The sequence below is a fragment of the Streptomyces sp. DG2A-72 genome (assembly GCF_030499575.1).
In the GTDB taxonomy this organism is placed as follows: domain Bacteria; phylum Actinomycetota; class Actinomycetes; order Streptomycetales; family Streptomycetaceae; genus Streptomyces.
In genome coordinates, this window is the sequence record NZ_JASTLC010000001.1 from 4,674,089 (window position 1) to 4,691,024 (window position 16,936).

22 protein-coding genes are annotated in these 16,936 nt (G+C 67.7%); 4 read left to right on the top strand and 18 right to left on the bottom strand.

Translation table 11 applies throughout. The annotated features are described in order from the left end of the window. Window positions 1–8: 8 nt before the first annotated feature. The 7 genes from QQY66_RS22105 to QQY66_RS22135 all read right to left on the bottom strand — a co-directional run bounded on the left by QQY66_RS22105 (window position 9) and on the right by QQY66_RS22135 (window position 6,953). Window positions 9–1,097: a phosphotransferase gene (locus QQY66_RS22105; RefSeq protein WP_301982070.1), complete on the bottom strand. Its 1,089-nt coding sequence runs from the start codon at window positions 1,095–1,097 to the stop codon at window positions 9–11. Then, on the bottom strand, window positions 1,087–1,791 hold the full coding sequence (locus tag QQY66_RS22110) for an HAD family hydrolase (protein WP_301982071.1): 705 nt from the start codon (window positions 1,789–1,791) through the stop codon (window positions 1,087–1,089). Before QQY66_RS22110 ends, QQY66_RS22105 begins: the two co-directional genes overlap by 11 nt. Continuing rightward, entirely contained in the window at window positions 1,781–3,040 is a 1,260-nt protein-coding gene (locus QQY66_RS22115) for a phosphotransferase family protein (RefSeq protein ID WP_301982072.1), read from the bottom strand. Before QQY66_RS22115 ends, QQY66_RS22110 begins: the two co-directional genes overlap by 11 nt. A 160-nt stretch (window positions 3,041–3,200) precedes the next feature. Continuing rightward, window positions 3,201–4,058 (bottom strand): winged helix-turn-helix domain-containing protein, encoded by an 858-nt coding sequence (locus tag QQY66_RS22120; RefSeq protein ID WP_301982073.1) that lies wholly within the window; start codon window positions 4,056–4,058, stop codon window positions 3,201–3,203. Between the two features lie 385 nt (window positions 4,059–4,443). After that, on the bottom strand, window positions 4,444–5,196 hold the full coding sequence (locus tag QQY66_RS22125) for an HAD family hydrolase (protein ID WP_301982074.1): 753 nt from the start codon (window positions 5,194–5,196) through the stop codon (window positions 4,444–4,446). Next, window positions 5,196–6,053: a winged helix-turn-helix domain-containing protein gene (locus tag QQY66_RS22130; protein ID WP_301982075.1), complete on the bottom strand. Its 858-nt coding sequence runs from the start codon at window positions 6,051–6,053 to the stop codon at window positions 5,196–5,198. The genes QQY66_RS22125 and QQY66_RS22130 overlap by 1 nt, the downstream gene beginning before the upstream one ends. 27 nt (window positions 6,054–6,080) lie before the next feature. After that, the gene (locus QQY66_RS22135) at window positions 6,081–6,953 is read right to left on the bottom strand and encodes a winged helix-turn-helix domain-containing protein (protein ID WP_301982076.1); all 873 of its coding nucleotides are present in this window, start codon (window positions 6,951–6,953) and stop codon (window positions 6,081–6,083) included. Between the two features lie 181 nt (window positions 6,954–7,134). On the opposite strand from QQY66_RS22135, the gene QQY66_RS22140 reads away from it, so the two are divergent. Further along, window positions 7,135–7,323 carry a hypothetical protein gene (locus QQY66_RS22140; RefSeq protein ID WP_301982077.1) on the top strand — a complete coding sequence of 63 codons (189 nt, stop codon included), beginning with the start codon at window positions 7,135–7,137 and terminating at the stop codon, window positions 7,321–7,323. Window positions 7,324–7,358: 35 nt separating this feature from the next. Here the strand turns inward: QQY66_RS22140 and QQY66_RS22145 are convergent, their stop codons facing one another. Next, window positions 7,359–8,207, bottom strand: coding sequence for a winged helix-turn-helix domain-containing protein (locus QQY66_RS22145; protein ID WP_301982078.1), 849 nt, complete (start codon window positions 8,205–8,207; stop codon window positions 7,359–7,361). Between the two features lie 281 nt (window positions 8,208–8,488). Here QQY66_RS22145 and QQY66_RS22150 point away from each other — a divergent pair, with 281 nt between their 5' ends. After that, window positions 8,489–8,674, top strand: coding sequence for a hypothetical protein (locus tag QQY66_RS22150; protein WP_301982079.1), 186 nt, complete (start codon window positions 8,489–8,491; stop codon window positions 8,672–8,674). A gap of 205 nt (window positions 8,675–8,879) precedes the next feature. Here QQY66_RS22150 and QQY66_RS22155 read toward each other — a convergent pair whose 3' ends face one another. Further along, the gene (locus QQY66_RS22155; protein WP_301982080.1) at window positions 8,880–10,130 is read right to left on the bottom strand and encodes a GNAT family N-acetyltransferase; all 1,251 of its coding nucleotides are present in this window, start codon (window positions 10,128–10,130) and stop codon (window positions 8,880–8,882) included. Window positions 10,131–10,211: 81 nt separating this feature from the next. Then, window positions 10,212–10,820 (bottom strand): aerial mycelium formation protein, encoded by a 609-nt coding sequence (locus QQY66_RS22160; RefSeq protein WP_301982081.1) that lies wholly within the window; start codon window positions 10,818–10,820, stop codon window positions 10,212–10,214. A 167-nt stretch (window positions 10,821–10,987) separates the two neighbouring features. Between QQY66_RS22160 and dtd the strand changes: the two genes are divergently transcribed. Continuing rightward, window positions 10,988–11,413 (top strand): D-aminoacyl-tRNA deacylase, encoded by a 426-nt coding sequence (dtd, locus tag QQY66_RS22165; RefSeq protein WP_301982082.1) that lies wholly within the window; start codon window positions 10,988–10,990, stop codon window positions 11,411–11,413. A gap of 4 nt (window positions 11,414–11,417) precedes the next feature. Here dtd and QQY66_RS22170 read toward each other — a convergent pair whose 3' ends face one another. Genes QQY66_RS22170 through QQY66_RS22180 form a run of 3 tightly spaced genes read right to left on the bottom strand, consistent with a single transcriptional unit; the run spans window position 11,418 to window position 13,447 of the window. Next, a complete protein-coding gene (locus tag QQY66_RS22170) occupies window positions 11,418–12,383 on the bottom strand; it encodes a folate-binding protein YgfZ (protein ID WP_301982083.1) in 966 nt (321 codons plus the stop codon). 18 nt (window positions 12,384–12,401) lie between these two features. After that, a complete protein-coding gene (locus QQY66_RS22175; RefSeq protein ID WP_301982084.1) occupies window positions 12,402–12,839 on the bottom strand; it encodes a Fur family transcriptional regulator in 438 nt (145 codons plus the stop codon). A gap of 32 nt (window positions 12,840–12,871) precedes the next feature. Beyond that, complete coding sequence (locus QQY66_RS22180; RefSeq protein WP_301982085.1) at window positions 12,872–13,447, bottom strand: FABP family protein; 576 nt, start codon at window positions 13,445–13,447, stop codon at window positions 12,872–12,874. 210 nt (window positions 13,448–13,657) lie between these two features. Between QQY66_RS22180 and QQY66_RS22185 the strand changes: the two genes are divergently transcribed. Next, window positions 13,658–14,020, top strand: coding sequence for a DsrE family protein (locus QQY66_RS22185; RefSeq protein ID WP_301982086.1), 363 nt, complete (start codon window positions 13,658–13,660; stop codon window positions 14,018–14,020). A gap of 52 nt (window positions 14,021–14,072) precedes the next feature. Here QQY66_RS22185 and QQY66_RS22190 read toward each other — a convergent pair whose 3' ends face one another. From QQY66_RS22190 to QQY66_RS22205, 5 genes are all read right to left on the bottom strand, one after another. Beyond that, window positions 14,073–14,333, bottom strand: coding sequence for a DUF3099 domain-containing protein (locus tag QQY66_RS22190; protein ID WP_301982087.1), 261 nt, complete (start codon window positions 14,331–14,333; stop codon window positions 14,073–14,075). A gap of 236 nt (window positions 14,334–14,569) precedes the next feature. Further along, on the bottom strand, window positions 14,570–14,860 hold the full coding sequence (locus tag QQY66_RS22195; protein ID WP_210577738.1) for a DUF1416 domain-containing protein: 291 nt from the start codon (window positions 14,858–14,860) through the stop codon (window positions 14,570–14,572). A 31-nt stretch (window positions 14,861–14,891) separates the two neighbouring features. Then, a complete protein-coding gene (locus QQY66_RS22200) occupies window positions 14,892–15,731 on the bottom strand; it encodes a sulfurtransferase (protein WP_301982088.1) in 840 nt (279 codons plus the stop codon). A 124-nt stretch (window positions 15,732–15,855) separates the two neighbouring features. Continuing rightward, entirely contained in the window at window positions 15,856–15,936 is an 81-nt protein-coding gene (locus tag QQY66_RS50440) for a putative leader peptide (RefSeq protein WP_350310325.1), read from the bottom strand. Window positions 15,937–16,135: 199 nt separating this feature from the next. After that, a complete protein-coding gene (locus tag QQY66_RS22205) occupies window positions 16,136–16,876 on the bottom strand; it encodes a DUF2993 domain-containing protein (RefSeq protein WP_301982089.1) in 741 nt (246 codons plus the stop codon). Window positions 16,877–16,936: the final 60 nt, after the last annotated feature.

Consider the following 16,936-nt stretch of genomic DNA (forward strand, 5'->3'; position numbering starts at 1 on the left):
GGGTGAGCCTAAGCGAATTCCAAGTTCATGACGCGATGCCGGCGCACGAGCGCCGCCATGATCCTCGCCGGTGTCGGTACCTCCTCCAGCCCGAGTGGCTCGGCCCCTGCGACCAGGACTTTCTGGAGCTTCCGGGTGGCCCCGGGCAGCAACGTCCAGTTGAACTTCGGTCCGGCGCTCAGCGACATCGACGTACGGATGACGTCGGTGAAGACCGACTGGGCTCGCTTGAAGTCGAGGAGCACCGGCAGATCGCTCGCCCATCCGTGCGAACTGCCGGGGCGGACGCCTTCGACGACCCGGCACCATTCCGTGATCATGTCGCGTTCCTGATCGGCCGGGTAGCGCATCAGATACAGATGGGTGGCCAAGTCGTAGAGCGGGTCACCCAGCTGCGCCAACTCCCAGTCGATCGTCCAGAGTCGGCCCTCCCGGTCGACGACGAAGTTCTCACGGTGCAGGTCCCCGTGCAACAGGCAGAAGGGGCGTTCTGTCAGCCCGGACACATGCTTCCTGAGGTACCTGAACGATTCGCTGTTCACATTGAGGTCCTTGAACAGGCGCCCGGCATGCCAGAGGTTGCTGCGGTAGACCCGTTCCTCCATGAAAGCGATCAGGCGATGCAGGAATCCGTCCGTGTCACCGTCGTAGGGACGGTCCTCGGGCAGACAACGTCGTCTCACATCCAGCATGTCCGGGGGGATCCGCACCATCTCCTGGAACAGGTCGACGATCTGGTCGAAGACCACGTCAGGAACGTGCGCGTTCCACAAGAGACTCCGCCCGAGCGTCCGTCCCTCGATGAAGCCCTGGAGGCCCATACCCCCGACGTCGAAGATGTCCGGGATGCTGGCGATCCGTCCCTTCAGCGTCCGCAGCAGGTCTTCCTCCGACACAAAACATCTGCGGTCGAACCACAGGAGCCCGTCGCGCAGCTCCCGGAACTTGACCCTCCGTGTCCCGCCCGGCAACGGGAACACATACGTCTCGTGGTGGTAACCCTGAAGCGGTCCGTGCAGGGGCTGATCCCCGGCCATCTCCTGCGCGCGTCGGCGGGCACGCCCTACGGCTTCGAGTGCGGCGTCGTCACTCCTCATCAAGGAGTCGAGCATAGGAGTTCAGGACCAACTTGGCTCCTGCGCGTCGCAATTCCGCCTCCTTGCGCTCGTTACGGCCGAATCCGACGAATGGAACCCCCGCGCTCTGCGCCGCGTGCACGTCCGCCTCGGAGTCACCGATCATCACCGCTTCAGGGCCGCACAGCTGCAGAGCCTGCAGAGCCTGTTCGACGACGTGGGGGGCGGGTTTCATCCGGTCGATGTCGCTGGTGCGTCCGTGAACCGCGGTGAAGCAGTCCGACAGCCCCTTGGATTCGAGGTAGTAGGAGACGGCCTCAGCCGAGTTGTTGGTGACCACCGCGAGCCGCTGCCCCCGGCGCGCCAGCCGACGGATGAGCTCGTCCGCGCCCGGCGTGAGCTCCGCCCGCCGCACGGCTTCCAACTCGCCCTTGGTCACCTCCCGCTCCAGTGCTCCGACCAGGCCCGTATCCTCACGCCGGCCCCGGTGCACGGCCCGCAGAACAGCGTGCGGGTCCTTGGCCTGCTTCTCTTCCGCTGTCAGCAGGCTCTTCACCCCCGCCTTGGCCACGAGGCATCTCAGCGCGTTGGCGACGGGCCGCGACGAGCCGTTGGGGAACAGCCGGCAGACAGGTCCGTCGAAATCGAACAGGACGCCGCGGGCTTCGTCGAGCAGCGAGCGAACGTCGCTCGCCTCGCCGACCTCAACAAACATGCCGCTCCAGGCTCTCCAGTGACTGCGCCGCCTCGGTGACCGCTTCTCGCCCCGAGGCAGGATCCGCATCCCACCGCAGGGAGGGTGTCCCGCGGATGCCTCTGGGCTGGTCCGCGCCCGGACACCATCCGTTCCCGCCGCCGCTCCGCCGACCGCCGAACCGCTCGGGGTCCTCCTCGGCGACTGGTCTGTCGGCGCCGTCCATGGCATGCCACTCGCGCAACGCGCGCACGGCCGTGGCCTCGTCGACGGGCTCTCTCCCAGGCTCCAGCGCCCCCCAGGCACGGTGCAGCGCACGGCGTACGTGCCCCGCGGCCTCGACGAAATGCCTCGTCTCGGGCTCCGCGGGCAGCGCGAGCGCGGCCCGCATCACGTCCGTGAAAACCGACTGGACGTACTCGAAGCCCAGATAGGTGGCGAGATCCTGGTCGAGGTCGGCCGTCAGCGCCGAGTGCCCGGCCTGCCGCATCGCGTCGGCCCACAACTCGATGGCCAGCTTCCGCTCGAGGGCGGAGTAGCCCATGCGGACGACATGGGTCGCAAGGTCGTGCAGCGGGTCGCCGTACAGGCATAGTTCCCAGTCGAGAACGGAGAGCCGCTCACCGTCCTCGGTGGGCGTCACGATCACATTGGCCCGGTGGACGTCCGTGTGCAGCAGGGTGAAGGGGCGCCGGGTCAGCTTCGGCCTGGAGCTCAGGTAGCGGTCTACCGTGTCGGGCGGGATGTCCAGGGCATTGAAGAGACCACCGAAGCGGGGCCGGTTGTGCCCATGGACCCGCAGTTCGGTGAACGTGGCCAGCCGCTCCAAGAAGCCCTGGCTGTCGCCGCTGTCAGGCCATTCCGCCGGCAGCGGGAGCAGGTCGGCGACCGGCACGTCGGCCAGCCGAGCGAAGAATGCGGCCAGCACAGCGATCCGCTCCTCGCCGACCGGCTCCTGGAGGGGCTCCTCCGACAGGGTGTGCCCGGCGACGTATTCATGGAGCGACCAGTCACCGAAGTCCCAGAGGCAAGACGGGGCGTGGTCCACCCGCTTGCTCACCGCACGCAGCACATCGGACTCCCGCCAGAGCCGGGGAACGACCTCGACCGTCTTGAGAGGCACCCGGAATTTGGCTCGCACCTGACCGGAGTCGAACCCCAGCAAATACGCCAGGGGCTGCCCCAGCGGGAGGATGTGGTTGCTGTTGTGGTGGCCCACGACCACCTCACCGACGGCGCTGTGGCGGCGCATCCCGGCGAAGAAGCGCACCAGCGCTTCCTGAGATCGGTGGGGCAGATGGGGCCACATGGACGGTGAGCATACTGACAGTAGTGAGGCTTCTCACGTTTACCCTCGCGATTCCCAGAATGCGGACACCCGCGCCAGGAAATGGCCGCTACCTGGCGGTTAGCGCCCCGGACCTGCGACTTCAGTCGCCCTTCGGACTCCTTGCGACCAGTTTCCAGTGAGATTCGAACCACGCTCTGTAATCGTCATAGTCAGAATCGACGTCCGCTCCACTACTCTTCTCGAAACGGCGGAGGCTGACGCCGACACCCTTCACATCGATCGCCTCCTTGACCATCGTGCCGTCGTCGAGCCGGAGCGGCGCCTCAACCGGGATGTAGAGCCCCTTGAGCGCATGCGCATCGTTGAACATGTAGAGCTTGAAGTCGGGCGTCCAGCGCACCTTGCGGACCTCGAGCGTGGTGTCGACGCCCGCGGCCTGTAGCCGTTCGCAGTAATCGCCCATCTCCGCCACATGCACACGCACCCTGTTCCGCCAGCGCTCCCGGACCCGTACGTCGTCCTTCGGATCCGGCGCCCGGGGATACAGCAGATCCGCTCCCTCCGAAGGCAGCATCATCCGGACCACCACCCGGCGGGGCGCGAGCTGCCTGGCCTCGACGCGTTCCACCTGCGCCTTGAAATGCCCGACGAGCGACTCGCTGGTGAGTGACACGACGTCCAGTGACACCTCGGGCTCCCCGAAGGCCTCGTCGATGGAGTCGTAGAGGGTCGGCTCCCCTTGGGAGTCGCGCGTACCGGGCAGCCGAACCACGACGCTGCCACTGCCGCGCCTGGTCTCGATGTAGCCCTCTTCGGCCAGCTGACCGAACACCTTCTGGACGGTTTCCCGCGAGACGGCCAACTCCTCGGCCAGCTCACGCTGAGTCTTCAGCCTGGCGCCTACCGTGTACGTCCCATCCCGCAGCCGCGCCATCAAGTGGCTGCGTACGAAGCGGAACTGACGCCCGCCGCCCTCGTCACTCTCCGAAGCCCTCACACGCAGAAGCTACCGCCTCCAAGCCACCTTGGCGACCACTTACCGTCAACAAACCCCAACTTTTGGACGGCTGGTTAGCGGATCAACCAGACCGGGAACAGTCCACTCAGGGACAACCAGTCCAATTGGCTGGCAGGTTGTCGACAGCTTGATGGGGGGACCCGTGGAAACGACAGAGCGCACGAAGTGGCCCGAGGTGCCGATGAGTTGCCCGGTCACTGAAGTTCAGCGGGTGGCACGGAAGCGGACCGGGCGCCGACCTCAGCTGGCCACCTTGACGCGGCCAATTGGACTGCGAACGGTCATCAAAGTGTCGCCCGCCTTCCTTGTCGCTGTGACCTTCCTGCTGTTGACACTGCAGGCCTGAGGAGTGAGAGGACGGAGGTCAGGGATGCTGCTTCACGGCACGCACCGCGTCCAGCAGCGGCTCCAGCGAGCCCAGGATGTCCCGCTCCGGCACGCCGGCATGCCGCATCTTGCGGACGGCCTTCGCGCTACTCGCGTAGCCCAGGAACCGGACGCCGACGGCGCGTGCGGCCGTGTAGTCGGAGTCGGAGTCCCCGATCATCAGCGAGAACTCCGAAGCCGCTCCCATCGCCAGCAGGGCACTCTTCAGGGTCGCCGGGTGCGGCTTGAGGAGGTGCAACTGCTGCGTACGACCGTAGACATGGGGGGCGAAGCAGGAGTGCAGGCCCCTGTCCTCCAGATACTTCGCCACTGTGCGGGCCGAGTTGTTTGTCACGATGGCCAGCCGTGCTCCGACCGCCACCCAGGTGTGGATCAGCGGATCGGCGTATTCCGTCGGCCAGGCACCGCGCGCGGCCCTCAACTCGTGCTGGGTGAGGTGCTCTTCGAGCTCGATGATGAGGTCCGTGCCAGGGTGCCGCGCGGCGAGCGTGCTCAGCACACCGTGTGGATCCGGACTGAAACGTTCCTCCTCGGTGAGGAGGCTGTCTCGTCCCCGATCCACCAGCCACTGCACCTGAGCTCTGGCTATGTTCACGGCCGGGTAGCGGGCGAACAGCCGGCAGATGGGTCCGTCGAAATCGAAGAGGACATGCCGTGTGCCCGCGACTAGTTCCCGAAGTTCCTCGGCATCTCTCGCCACCAGGTGGGGCCGTCCAGTCTCAGGAGTCACTAGGTGAGTGTCTGTCGAGAAGCGTCCGGATCCCAGTGGGCATCAAAGCAATTCTTCGTGTCCTGCACGAACTGCGCCTGCTCTCCTCCTCTGTCACGCCGGAACTCGAACAACAGGGAGCTGAACCCACTGACGTCGTAGACGTCGAACTTGCCCTTCTCGGGCAGGTCTTCGTAGGTGCGTCGGCCGACCTGGTAACTGCCCTGCAAAGCCACCGCGCCGTTCAGCACATACTGCTTCACCGACGGCACGAACCTCAGCGGCCGGAAGGTCACCTTCGCATCGACGCCGTGGCCCTTCATGACAGTGGAAAGGTAGTAGTCCATCAGCTCCCGCTGATTGGTGATCTGCTGCTTCAGCTTCTCGTGCACATCAGCTCGCAGCTCCGGTCGATCCACCGGATCCGGGTAGGGAAGCACCACATCGGGCCCCGGCAGCAGACACCGCACATCGACGGACTTGGGATGCACCTCGCGCCGTGCCACGGCCGTGCACATCTCGCCGATGGCCCACATCAGGGTCTCCGCCGTGAAGCAGATGGCATCGATGTGCACCTCGGGCTCCCGGAAGGCCTCCTTCAGATAGGAGACCAGGGCGACCCGGGCCTTCCTCGACGACTGCTGCGGCTCCACCGGGACTTCGGCCACGTTCGGAGGGCTGCCCTTCCCCACGTTGGTGAGCAGCCCGTCCTTCTGGAGTGCCCGCATGGCCTGGCGTACGGTGCCGCGCTCCACACCGAACTGCTCGGCGAGCTCACCCTGGGTGGGCAGGCGCTCCCCCGCCTTGAGCTCACCGACTCGAATCCGCTCCCGCAAGTCGTCGGCGATCTCCTCGGGCGACGTTCTGTTGCCATTCACTGCCACGTTCTCCTGGTTCACGACCGGTCAGGGGAGAGTCAGGTCCGTAGTGATGGTTTCCCAGAGGGCGTCGAACCACTTCTGGGACTGCTCGACGAAGGCGGCGTCGCGCTGGCCGGCCCGCTGGACGAAGGAGAAGAGGAGGGATTCGGTGCCCAGGGTGTCGTACATGTCGAGGGTGCCGGTATCCGTCGACTCTTCCCTCCGCGTGATCATGTAGTACGCGATCAGCGCCTCGGCGCCATTGAGCAGGTACAGCTTCACCGGCGGGGTGAAGGGCAGGGCGCGGAAGGTGACGTGCACGTCGATGCCGTGCGAGGAGCGCAGGGCCAGCAGGTTGTGCCGCAGGACCTGGCCCTGTGCGTTGCGCATGGACAGCCAGCGGTCGTGCACCGACTCGTCGTCACCGTCGACCGGCGCCGGGAACGCGAGCGTGATGTCCCGGGAGGGCAGCAGGATGCGCACGTCGATCGACTCGGGGCGCACCATCCCCTCATGGATCCGGCGGAGCGGCAAGCTCAGGGCCAGTATCAAGGTCTCGGCGGTCAGGCAGGCCGCGTCTATGCGCACGTGCGGCTGCGAGAACGCGTCTGCCAAGCGCGGCGCCAACCCGACCATCGTCGGCTGGGGCCCGTCCAGCACCGGTGCCGGCTTGGCGACACGGGGTGGGCTGCCCTTGCTGACGTTGCTCAGGAGACCGTCGTCCTGGAGCGCCCGGAGGGCCTGGCGCACGGTGCCGCGCTCCACGCCGAACTCCTCGGCGAGGTCCGCCTGGGTGGGCAGGCGGTCCCCCGCCTTGAGTTCTCCGCCGCGGATCCGCTCCCGCAGGGCGTCGGCGATCTCCTGGGGCGAGAGTCTGCTGCTGCCGTTCACTGCCACGTTCTCCTGGGTCACGACCAAACGCTACAACTCCGTTCCATCTATGTGGAGTTGCCTGCGAGTTGTTTTGATATGGCTACCAAGTGGGAACAACATAGTCAAAGTTGGTTGCCAACTTGGTTAAGTTGGCGGAAGGTTTGCCTCCACGATCCACCCCCCATGACCGTCCGGTCCGCCCAGGAAGCCCGAAGGGGGAAACACCGTGCCTGCCCTCGCCCTCATCTCCGCAGTGTTCGTCGTCGGCTTCGAACAGATGGTCCAGTGGAAGTACGGCGCCACCGGCATCCTCGGACTGCTGCTGCTCACCATCGGTATCAAGGCCAAGAGTCCGGCGCTCAGCTCCATCGGCGCCGTCATGCTCGCCGTGCTGGTCGCAGGGCCTGCTCTATGAGGTCGAGCGCGCAGCAAGCGCCCCTGTGGGAGACGTCAGCTCGTGAGCACCAGCTCCGAACTGATCGTCTCCCACAGTGCGTTGAACCACAGCTGGGACTGCTCCACGAACGTGGTGTCACGCAGGCCGCCGCCCTGCTCGAAGGCGAACAGCATGGACTGGGAGCCCTCGGCGTCGTACATCTCCAGTTGCTCGTGTTCGATCTCCTGCTCGCGTCGCGTGAGCGTGTAGTACGCGAAGAGCGCCTCCGCGCTGTTGAGCAGGTACAGCTTCACGGGCGGGGTGAAGGGCAGGGCGCGGAAGGTGACGTGCACGTCGATGCCGTGCGAGGAGCGCAGGGCCAGCAGGTTGTGCTGGAGGACCTGGCCCTGGGCGTTGCGCTGGGAGAGCCAGCGGCGGTGCACGGAGTCGTCGTCGGTGGGGTCCACGGGCGCCGGGAAGGCGAGTTCGATGTCGCGGCTGGGCAGCAGGACACGGACGTCGACCTTGGCCGGTTTCAACTGCCCGGTGTGGATCTGGCGCAGTGGCTCGCCGATGGCGAGGGTGAGGTTGATCGAGGTGAGGCACAGGGCGTCGATCTCGACGTGCATGCCTGCGAACGCGGCCGCGATGCGGGGGGCCAGCGCCACCATCGTGGGCAGGGGCGGGGCTCCCGGGCCGATCAGCGCCATGCTCAGGTCGGGTGCGACGGTCGCCGGGCTGCCCTTGGAGACGTTGGCGAGCAGGTGCTCCGACTGCAGGATGCGCAGCGCCTGCCGTACGGCTCCCCGCTCGACGCCGAACTCGTCGGCCAACTTGGCCTGGGTCGGCATGCGTTGGCCGGGCTGCAGCTCACCCGACCTGATGCGGGCGCGCAGCTCGTCGGCCACCTCTTGATGTGACATGGGTGGCGCCTGTGACCTCGCCCGTCCATTGACGGCGGCGTGTTTCGGGTCCACGACCAAACAGTACAACTTCTCGCCATCTTGCGTCAGTTCAAAGAAAGGTGGTTATGAGACGCTTCCAAGCGGAGATAAGTACAGTGGAGTTGGTTACCAACTTGAGCAACATGGTCAAGACTCCAAGGGGTTGGCCACCAGGGTCGGATCCTTCGACCAGGTGGACGGTCCTCAGCAGGGTTCCGCCTCACCGTCCCAGGGCGACCCGTCCCGAAGGAGGGACCGACATGCCGCTCGCCGCCATCGTCCTCGCCGCTCTCGCCGTCGCCTTCCAGCAGCTCATCGAGTGGAAGTACGGCCCGATGGGAATCATCGGCTTCGTCGCACTGGCCGTAGGAATCAAGGCCAGGAACACCATGTTCGGCGGTATCGGCGCCGTCATCCTCGTGATGCTGCTCGCCCAGTCCGGCTGAGCACCACACCGGCCGCCCCGCCCAGGATCGGCTGACCGGGCTCCCTTCCGGAGGGGAGCCGGGAGCCCGGCCAGTCTGCACCAAACGCACAGCCACAACTCAACACCGACAACTGAACAGCAGCGACAGCTGCACACAGGCACAGCCACAACTGAAGAGCACAGCTACGGATGAACGGTCAGTCGTCGTCGGCAGGAAGGAGACCTCAGAACATGTCCGGGCACCAAGGCCGCCTGGACGTACGCAGCAGGGCGTCGGCCATCTTGGCGGCGCCCGCTCGTTCTTCCTGGATCCGCCCCAGCGCGGCAAGCCGTACGGCGGACTCGTCACCCAGCCACAGGGCGGCCAACTCACCGACATCGAGCGTGAGTTCCGCGGAGGCGGTGGTGGGCGCACAGCCGGCCCCCTCCGGCGAGGCATCCAGCCGATACCGCCCGCCGCTGAACCCGCCCGCATCCCGTACGTCGACGACGAGCGACCCCTCGCCCTCGTACGTCCGCGCCTCCAGGGCCCGTACGACATCGAGGATCCGCACCCACAGCCAGTCCGACTGCCCGGCGATCCGGGCGGCACGCGGATCGGGCAGCAGGAACGGAAGCAGGTCGTCCGGCGCCCGCCATCCGCTCTTCACCGTCGTGATCCAGTCGATGGAGCAGAGGTAGCGCCACAGGGCCCGTTCGGCTCCCGGGGTGGTGGTGATCAGCCAGTCCACCTGGGCGGTGTTGTGCGGCTGCTTGTCGTGCCAGTTGTCGTCCGACCGGTACGACACCAGCCCCTCGACCTCGCCGGCCGCCGACCGGTACACGGCGAAGTGGGGCTCGGTCCACGACTCGTCGAAGCGTACGGCGCCGGTGTTGAGCTGCCACCACAGGTCGTCGCGGCTGACGGCGCCGGGCCGGCTCCGCCGCAGCCGCTCATGCAGCTCGGGGCCCAGCTTCCGCACGTCTTCGCCGTCGACGAGGTCGATACGTCCGCCGTCCTCCGGCCCCGCCCACCGCGGGTCCAGGCCGGCCCGCGGTACGTCGACCGTCCACTCACTCATCCAGGTGGCGGGCCCGAAGCCGTACCGTCCGTAGATCGGATACTCGGCGGCGATCAGCGTCGCCACCACATCGCCCCGCTCCTTCGCCGCGGCGAGATCGTGCGCCATCATCCGGGTCAGCAGACCCCGGCGCCGGTGAGTGGCGGTGACCGTGACGGCCGAGATGGCATCGGCCGGGACCGGCGTACCACCGACCGACGTCAGCTCCTGCGCGGACGACCGGAACGTGGCGACACACCGACCCCCGTCGAAGGCCCCGAGAAAACGCCCGGCTTCGAACCGGCGACGACGGACCTCGACCTCCGCCTCCGGCGGCGTCGGCCGCCGCAGGAACCCGGTGTTCACTGCGCGCAGCCAGTCCGGGAACTCGGCTTCGGTGATCGGACGGACGTCGATGTCGGCGCGGCGGGTCATGGGATCACGGTAGGCATACGACGGTGAGGGTGTCGCGGGGTTTTGCACGCACCGCACGCGCCCCCCGCGTCACGTCCCGCGTCACGTCAGCAGGTCGTCCACCTGCGCCTCCCCCTCCCGGTACCGGCGGGCGATCTCGCCGCTGCAGTCGTCGGCGGTGCGCTGGAGGCGCTGGCGGCGGTGGGAGACCTGCTGCTCGTAGCGGACGAGGCGGCCCATGGCGGTGTTGAGTTCGAGGTCGGTGCGGGCGCCGAGGTCGGAGAGTTCGACCTCGGCGAGCATGTCGGCGGCCAGCTGCCGGTACTCCTCGCTGTGCGGCGTCCCCAGCGTCACATGGCGGGCGGAGGAGCGGTGGCGGGCCGGGGCGTCGGTGAGGATCTCCGGGAGGCGGTCGACGACGGACGCCTGCCCTGCGGGGCCGCGCCGTGCCAGTTCCGCCCGCAGGATGTCGATCCGGCCCTGCAGCAGCCGCCGTACATAGCTCAGGTCCGCCTCGTCCCGCTGTGCGTCCCGGCGCAGTGTGCGCAGCTCCGGCAGGCTCAGCGCGGCCAGGTCGGGCTCGGCCGGCTCGGCGGCCAGCTGCGGCCACAGGCTTGGGCTAGGACTGTCGGTGCGCTGCGTGGGCGGCCGCAGACGCGCGACGTCCGCCGCGCTGACCGTCGGCGGCTGCCCGGTACTCGGTGTGCTCATCTGCCTCAACCGTCCCCTCGACCGGCGTGTGGAAGCATCGTGCCACCCCACGTGGCCAGTATGTGAATGAGTGCCCCCGATCGGCCCCAGATGGGGGGTTAAGGAGCGATACGCAGTAGCATGCAGCCGCCCTCGGGCCGGTTCCGGCCGCAGGGCATCATGGGTGCATGCGTGCAGTGGTGCAGAGGGTCGACGGCGCGAGCGTCGTGGTCGACGGTGAGACGGTCGGGGAGATCATCGGCGAAGGGCTGTGCGTCCTGGTCGGCGTCACCCACGAGGACACCAAGGAGAAGGCCGCCCAACTCGCCCGCAAGCTCTGGTCGATCCGCATGCTGCAGGACGAGAAGTCGTGCGGCGACATCGACGCCCCGCTCCTCGTCATCAGCCAGTTCACGCTGTACGGCGACGCCCGCAAGGGCCGCCGGCCCACCTGGAACGCCGCCGCTCCAGGCGACATCGCCGAGCCCCTCGTCGAGGAGGTCGTCGCCCAGCTGCGCGCGCTGGGCGCAACGGTGGAGACGGGCCGTTTCGGTGCGCGGATGCGGGTGAATCTGACGAACGACGGCCCGTTCACCGTGCTCCTGGAGATCTAGGACCTCAGGGCTCTACGACCGCTTCCTGCGCCGCGGCCGTCGCATCCGCCACCAGCCGCGCATCCACCGGCACATTCCGCTTCACCAGCGCCAGCGCGACCGGCCCCAGCTCGTGATGGCGTACCGACGTCGTGACGAAACCGATCTTGCGCCCGTCGGGCCCGTCGTCCGCGAGCCGGAGCTCCGTGCCGTGCGTCGGCAGGTGCACCTCGCTGCCGTCCAGGTGGAGGAAGACCAGGCGGCGCGGGGGCTTGCCCAGGTTCTGCACACGGGCGACCGTCTCCTGGCCGCGGTAGCAGCCCTTCTCCAGATGCACGGCCGTCCCGATCCAGCCCAGCTCGTGCGGGATGGTGCGGTGGTCGGTCTCGAAGCCGAGGCGGGGGCGGTGGTGCTCGACGCGGAGGGCCTCGTACGCCAGGATCCCGGCCGCCGGGCCGGCCTTCTCGGCGTACGACTCCAGGTCCGCGCGGGGGAGGAAGAGATCACGGCCGTACGCCGTCTCGCGCACGACGACGCCGTCCGGCACCTCGGCGATCGAACCGGCGGGCAGATGGACGACCGCGAACTCGCCCGTCCGGTCGGCGACTTCGACCCGGTAGAAGAACTTCATCGACTCCAGGTACGCGATCAGTGCGTCCTGGGTGCCGGGCTCGACGTGGGCCCAGGTCGTCGATCCGTCGTCGACCAGGTACAGCGCGTGCTCGATGTGGCCGTGCGCCGACAGGATCAGCGCTTCGGTGGCCTCGCCCGCGGGCAGGTCGGTGACGTGCTGGGTGAGCAGCAGGTGCAGCCAGCTCAGCCGGTCCTCGCCGGTGACGGTGACGACACCGCGGTGCGAGAGGTCGACGAAGCCGGTGCCGTCGGCGAGGGCGCGCTGCTCGCGGAACAGATCGCCGTAGTGGGCGGCGACGCCTTCGTCCACGCCCTCGGCGGGGACGGCGCCGGGCAGAGTCAGCAGAGGGCTCTTCATGGGACCAAGCCTACGACCCTACGAATTGGTAGTTGAATTCTTGAGCGTGCAGTCGCGGCACCGGCCGAAGATCGCGAAGTGCTTCATGTCCGTGTCGAAGCCGAACGTCTCGCGCAGCTTGGCGGTGAACTCGGCGGCCACGGAGACATCGGCCTCGATGACGTTCGTGCAGTCGCGGCAGACGAGGTGGATGTGGTGGTGCCGGTCGGCGAGGTGGTACGTGGGCGCCCCGTGCCCCAGGTGGGCGTGGCTGACCAGCCCGAGCTCCTCGAGCAGCTCCAAGGTCCTGTACACCGTCGAAATATTGACCCCCAACGCCGTCTTCCTCACTTCCACGAGGATGTCGTCGGGGGTCGCGTGCTCAAGGGTGTCCACGGCTTCGAGCACGAGTTGCCGCTGCGGGGTCAGCCGGTAGCCGCGCTGCCTCAGATCGCTCTTCCAGTCGGTGCTCACCACACCGACGAGTCTAGAGCCACTTCGGACAAGGCCTACTTGAAGAAGGCGATCCCGTCGTCAGGCATGTCGTCCGGGAGGGCCTTGGCCCAGCGCTCGACGTCCTCCGGGGTGACGACCTTCTTCAGGTGCGCCGACATGTACGGCCGCAGCTCGACCTCGGGGGTCTGCTTTTCGCCGACCCACATGAGGTCGCTCTTCACATAGCCGTAGAGGCGCTTGCCACCGGTGTACGGGCGGGAGGCGCCGGTCCGTGCCACCGCGTCCGTCACGAGGTCGATCTGGGGCTTCTTGTGGGCCAGGTCGCCGTACCAGATCTCGACGACGCCGTCGTCGCGGACCATCGTGACCTCGACCTTGCGGTCGGCGTCGATGCGCCAGTAGCCGGTCTCGGACTCCAGCGGACGGACCTTGTTCCCGTCGTTGTCCAGCACCCAGGTGTGGGACCGGTACTCCAGGAAGTCCCGGCCGTCATGGCTGAAGGAGACCTCCTGGCCGAAGTTGCACTTCTCGGCGTCCGGGAAGTCGTGCACGCCTGCGCCGGCCCAGTCGCCGAGCAGGAAGGCAAGGGGGACCAGGTCCTTGTGGAGGTCGGACGGGATCTCGATCATGAGCGGGGAAATTCCTCGGTGGGGGTCAGCGCTGGCCCTGGTACAGCTTCTTCACGGTCAGCCCGGCGAAGGCGAGGACGCCGACGCAGACAAGGGCCAGCAGGACTTCGAAGAAGATCTCCACGGAATGCTCCTTGGTGAGCGAGAGTACGCGTTGCACAAGACCGGGCCCCAGCTTACGCGGGTGCCCGGCGCACTACGATTCCGGCCATGGCGAAGAAACTCGTGATCAAGGTGACGGCGGGGGCCGATGCTCCCGAGCGGTGCTCGCAGGCGTTCACGGTGGCGGCGGTGGCTGTCGCCAGCGGTGTCGATGTCTCCCTCTGGCTGACCGGGGAGTCCGCGTGGTTCGCCCTTCCCGGCCGCGCCGCCGAGTTCGAACTCCCCCACGCCGCCCCGCTCCCCGACCTCCTCGACTCCCTCCTCGTGGGCGGCCGCGTCACCCTGTGCACACAGTGCGCCGCCCGCCGGGACATCACGGAGAAGGACGTCATCGAGGGCGTGCGGATCGCGGGGGCGCAGGTGTTCGTACAGGAGGCGCTGGGGGAGGAGACGCAGGCGCTGGTGTACTGACCGCATCGACTTCGCCCCCGCCGCCGCGCCGCGCAGCAGCCGGTCCGCCTTCCTACTGCCGCCGCCTCTTCCCGTCCAGCTCGTCCCACCACTCGTCGGACTTCGGGTCACCGGACGGATCGTCCCACCAGCGGTCCTCGGGGCCACGGCGGTTGGCGACCATGGCGGCGAGGGGCGGGATCACCATCGCCACCACGCACATGCCCACGGCCACAGGGATCGACCAGAGGCGTACGACGCCCCACGCCAGGACGAAGAGCGCGATACAGGTCCCCATCATGGCGAAGTACAGGTGTCGTCGCCGTGCGTACACAGGTCCAGGGTAGGCCCGCCATCCTGATTCCGGGCGAGCCCAGCGGGCCACAACCGGCCCCATCAGCCACGCCCACGCCGAAGGCCGACGGACGGAGTCCGGCGCAGGGCCCCGCAGCCTGCGAAGCAGTGCAAGGGGCCCGTCAAGGAGGGGCCACAAGTCCAGGGTAGGCCCGGGAACGCGCAAGGGCCGTACCCCGGGTGTCCAACCCGTGGGGTACGGCCCTTGCGTCGTGCTCAGACCGCGATCGCGACCTCCGCCAGGCCGCCCTGCTGGGCGACGACGGTGCGGTCGGCGGTGGCGCCGCCCGGGACCAGGGCTCGGACGGTCCAGGTGCCCTCGGCCGCGTAGAAGCGGAACTGGCCCGTCGCGGAGGTGGGGACCTCCGCCGTGAACTCGCCGGTCGAGTCCAGCAGACGGACGTAGCCCGTCACCGGCTCGCCGTCGCGGGTCACCTGACCCTGGATGGTGGTCTCACCGGGCTTGATCGTCGAGGCGTCGGGGCCGCCGGCCTTCGCTCCGCACATGTTGAACTCCTTGAGGGGTAAAGGTCGGGGCTTACTTGTTGGCGCCGAGCTCGATCGGCACGCCGACGAGGGAGCCGTACTCGGTCCAGGAGCCGTCGTAGTTCTTGACGTTCTGCACGCCGAGCAGCTCGTGCAGGACGAACCAGGTCAGCGCGGAGCGCTCACCGATGCGGCAGTAGGCGATGGTGTCCTTGGCCAGGTCGACCTGCTCCTCGGCGTAGAGCTCCTTGAGCTCGTCGTCCGACTTGAAGGTGCCGTCGTCGTTGGCGTTCTTCGACCACGGGATGTTGCGGGCGGACGGGACGTGACCCGGACGCTGCGACTGCTCCTGCGGCAGGTGCGCGGGGGCGAGGAGCTTCCCGCTGAACTCGTCGGGCGAGCGGACGTCGACCAGGTTCTGCGAACCGATGGCCGCCACCACGTCGTCACGGAAGGCGCGGATGGACTTGTCCTGCGGCTTGGCCTTGTAGTCGGTCGCCGGACGCACCGGCACCTCCTCGACCAGCTCGCGGGCGTCCAGCTCCCACTTCTTGCGGCCGCCGTCGAGCAGCTTGACGTTCTCGTGGCCGTAGAGCTTGAAGTACCAGTAGGCGTACGAGGCGAACCAGTTGTTGTTGCCGCCGTAGAGGATCACCAGCGTGTCGTTGGCGATGCCCTTCGCCGACAGGAGCTTCTCGAAGCCCTCCTGGTCGATGAAGTCACGGCGTACCGGGTCCTGGAGGTCCTTGGTCCAGTCGATCCGGATGGCGCCTCGGATGTGGTTCTTCTCGTACGCGGACGTGTCCTCGTCGACCTCGACGATCGCGATGTTCGGGCTGTCGAGGTTGGCCTCGACCCAGTCGGCGTCGACCAGGACGTCGCTGCGGCTCATGCTCTTTCTCCTCCGGGGCAGTTGCGGCGGGGCGTGCGAGTGAGAGGGGCGCGCGGTCCAGGAGCCGGACGGCGCACGAATGCCCTGGCAGGGCGGCGGGGAATGCGGAAGGCTGCGCTTCCGCTCAGAAGGTGCGACAGAGCATGGCGGCGACGCGGCACAGGTCTACTGCCCGCCGCTTCGTGAGGTCCGCCTGTCGCTTCATGGGCTTGAGCTTAGGGACGGACGGGTGGGCATGTCACCGGTGTGTCGTATTTTGAGACGCGATCGTCCGGGATGTGGGATGAGGTGAGCGAAGGGGCGGCCACGGAAGGGATTCCGGGCGGACGCGTCCGTCGTCACATCTGCGGTACGGACGTCCGCGTCTCGCCCTTCGGACGGCCCTGGTGACGGCCGCTGACGTCCTACCCGGCGAGCCGGACGTTCGAACCCTTCACCCCGATCTCCACACCGTCCTGCGCGGCCTCGACCCGGTCCAGCTGGATGCCGCCGGGCAGGTCGTCGATCTGCTGCTCGAAGTCGGTGATCTCCCTGACCTGGTTCTCCGCGGTCCGGACGCCGCCGAACGACGGGAGCTTGTCGGCATGCACCTTCACGGTGTTGTCGCCCTCGACCGTGACGGTGCTGAGGACGGAGACCGGCTGGGGCAGCTTCGTGCCGAGCACGGTCGCCTCGACCGAGACCTTGATCTTGCCGTTGCCCCCGTCGGAGAGGCCGATGACGTTCGCGGTGACGCCGGGGGCGATCTGGGTGGGCTCGGACTGGGCGGTCTTCAGCAGCTCGGCGTAGGAGATGGTCGCGGTGCCGGTGGCGGTGGCCGCGGTGGCGGAGCTGTAGTCGCCGGAGAACTCGACGCCCTTCATGTTCGCCTGGAGATCGCCGATACGGATCTTCTCGGAGCCGTCGCCCGTCGGGGCTTCGTAGTCCTTGATGCCGATCTCGACATCGTCCAGTTCGCCGCCGAGGGCCTGGGTGAGGAAGGGGAAGCCCTTGATGGAGACGTCGGGCTTGGAGGCGAGGTTCTCCGTGGTCTGGAGCTTGCCGGCGGCCTCGTCCTCGGCGAAGTTCACGGCGAGGCGGTCGGCGGCTACGAAGAGGCCGCCGAGGATCACGACGACGATCAGCAGTATTCGCAGTGCGCGCATGTTCGGGGTTCTCCACCTCGGCGGTCATCAACGACGACGGTCACTGACGACCGGGTGGCC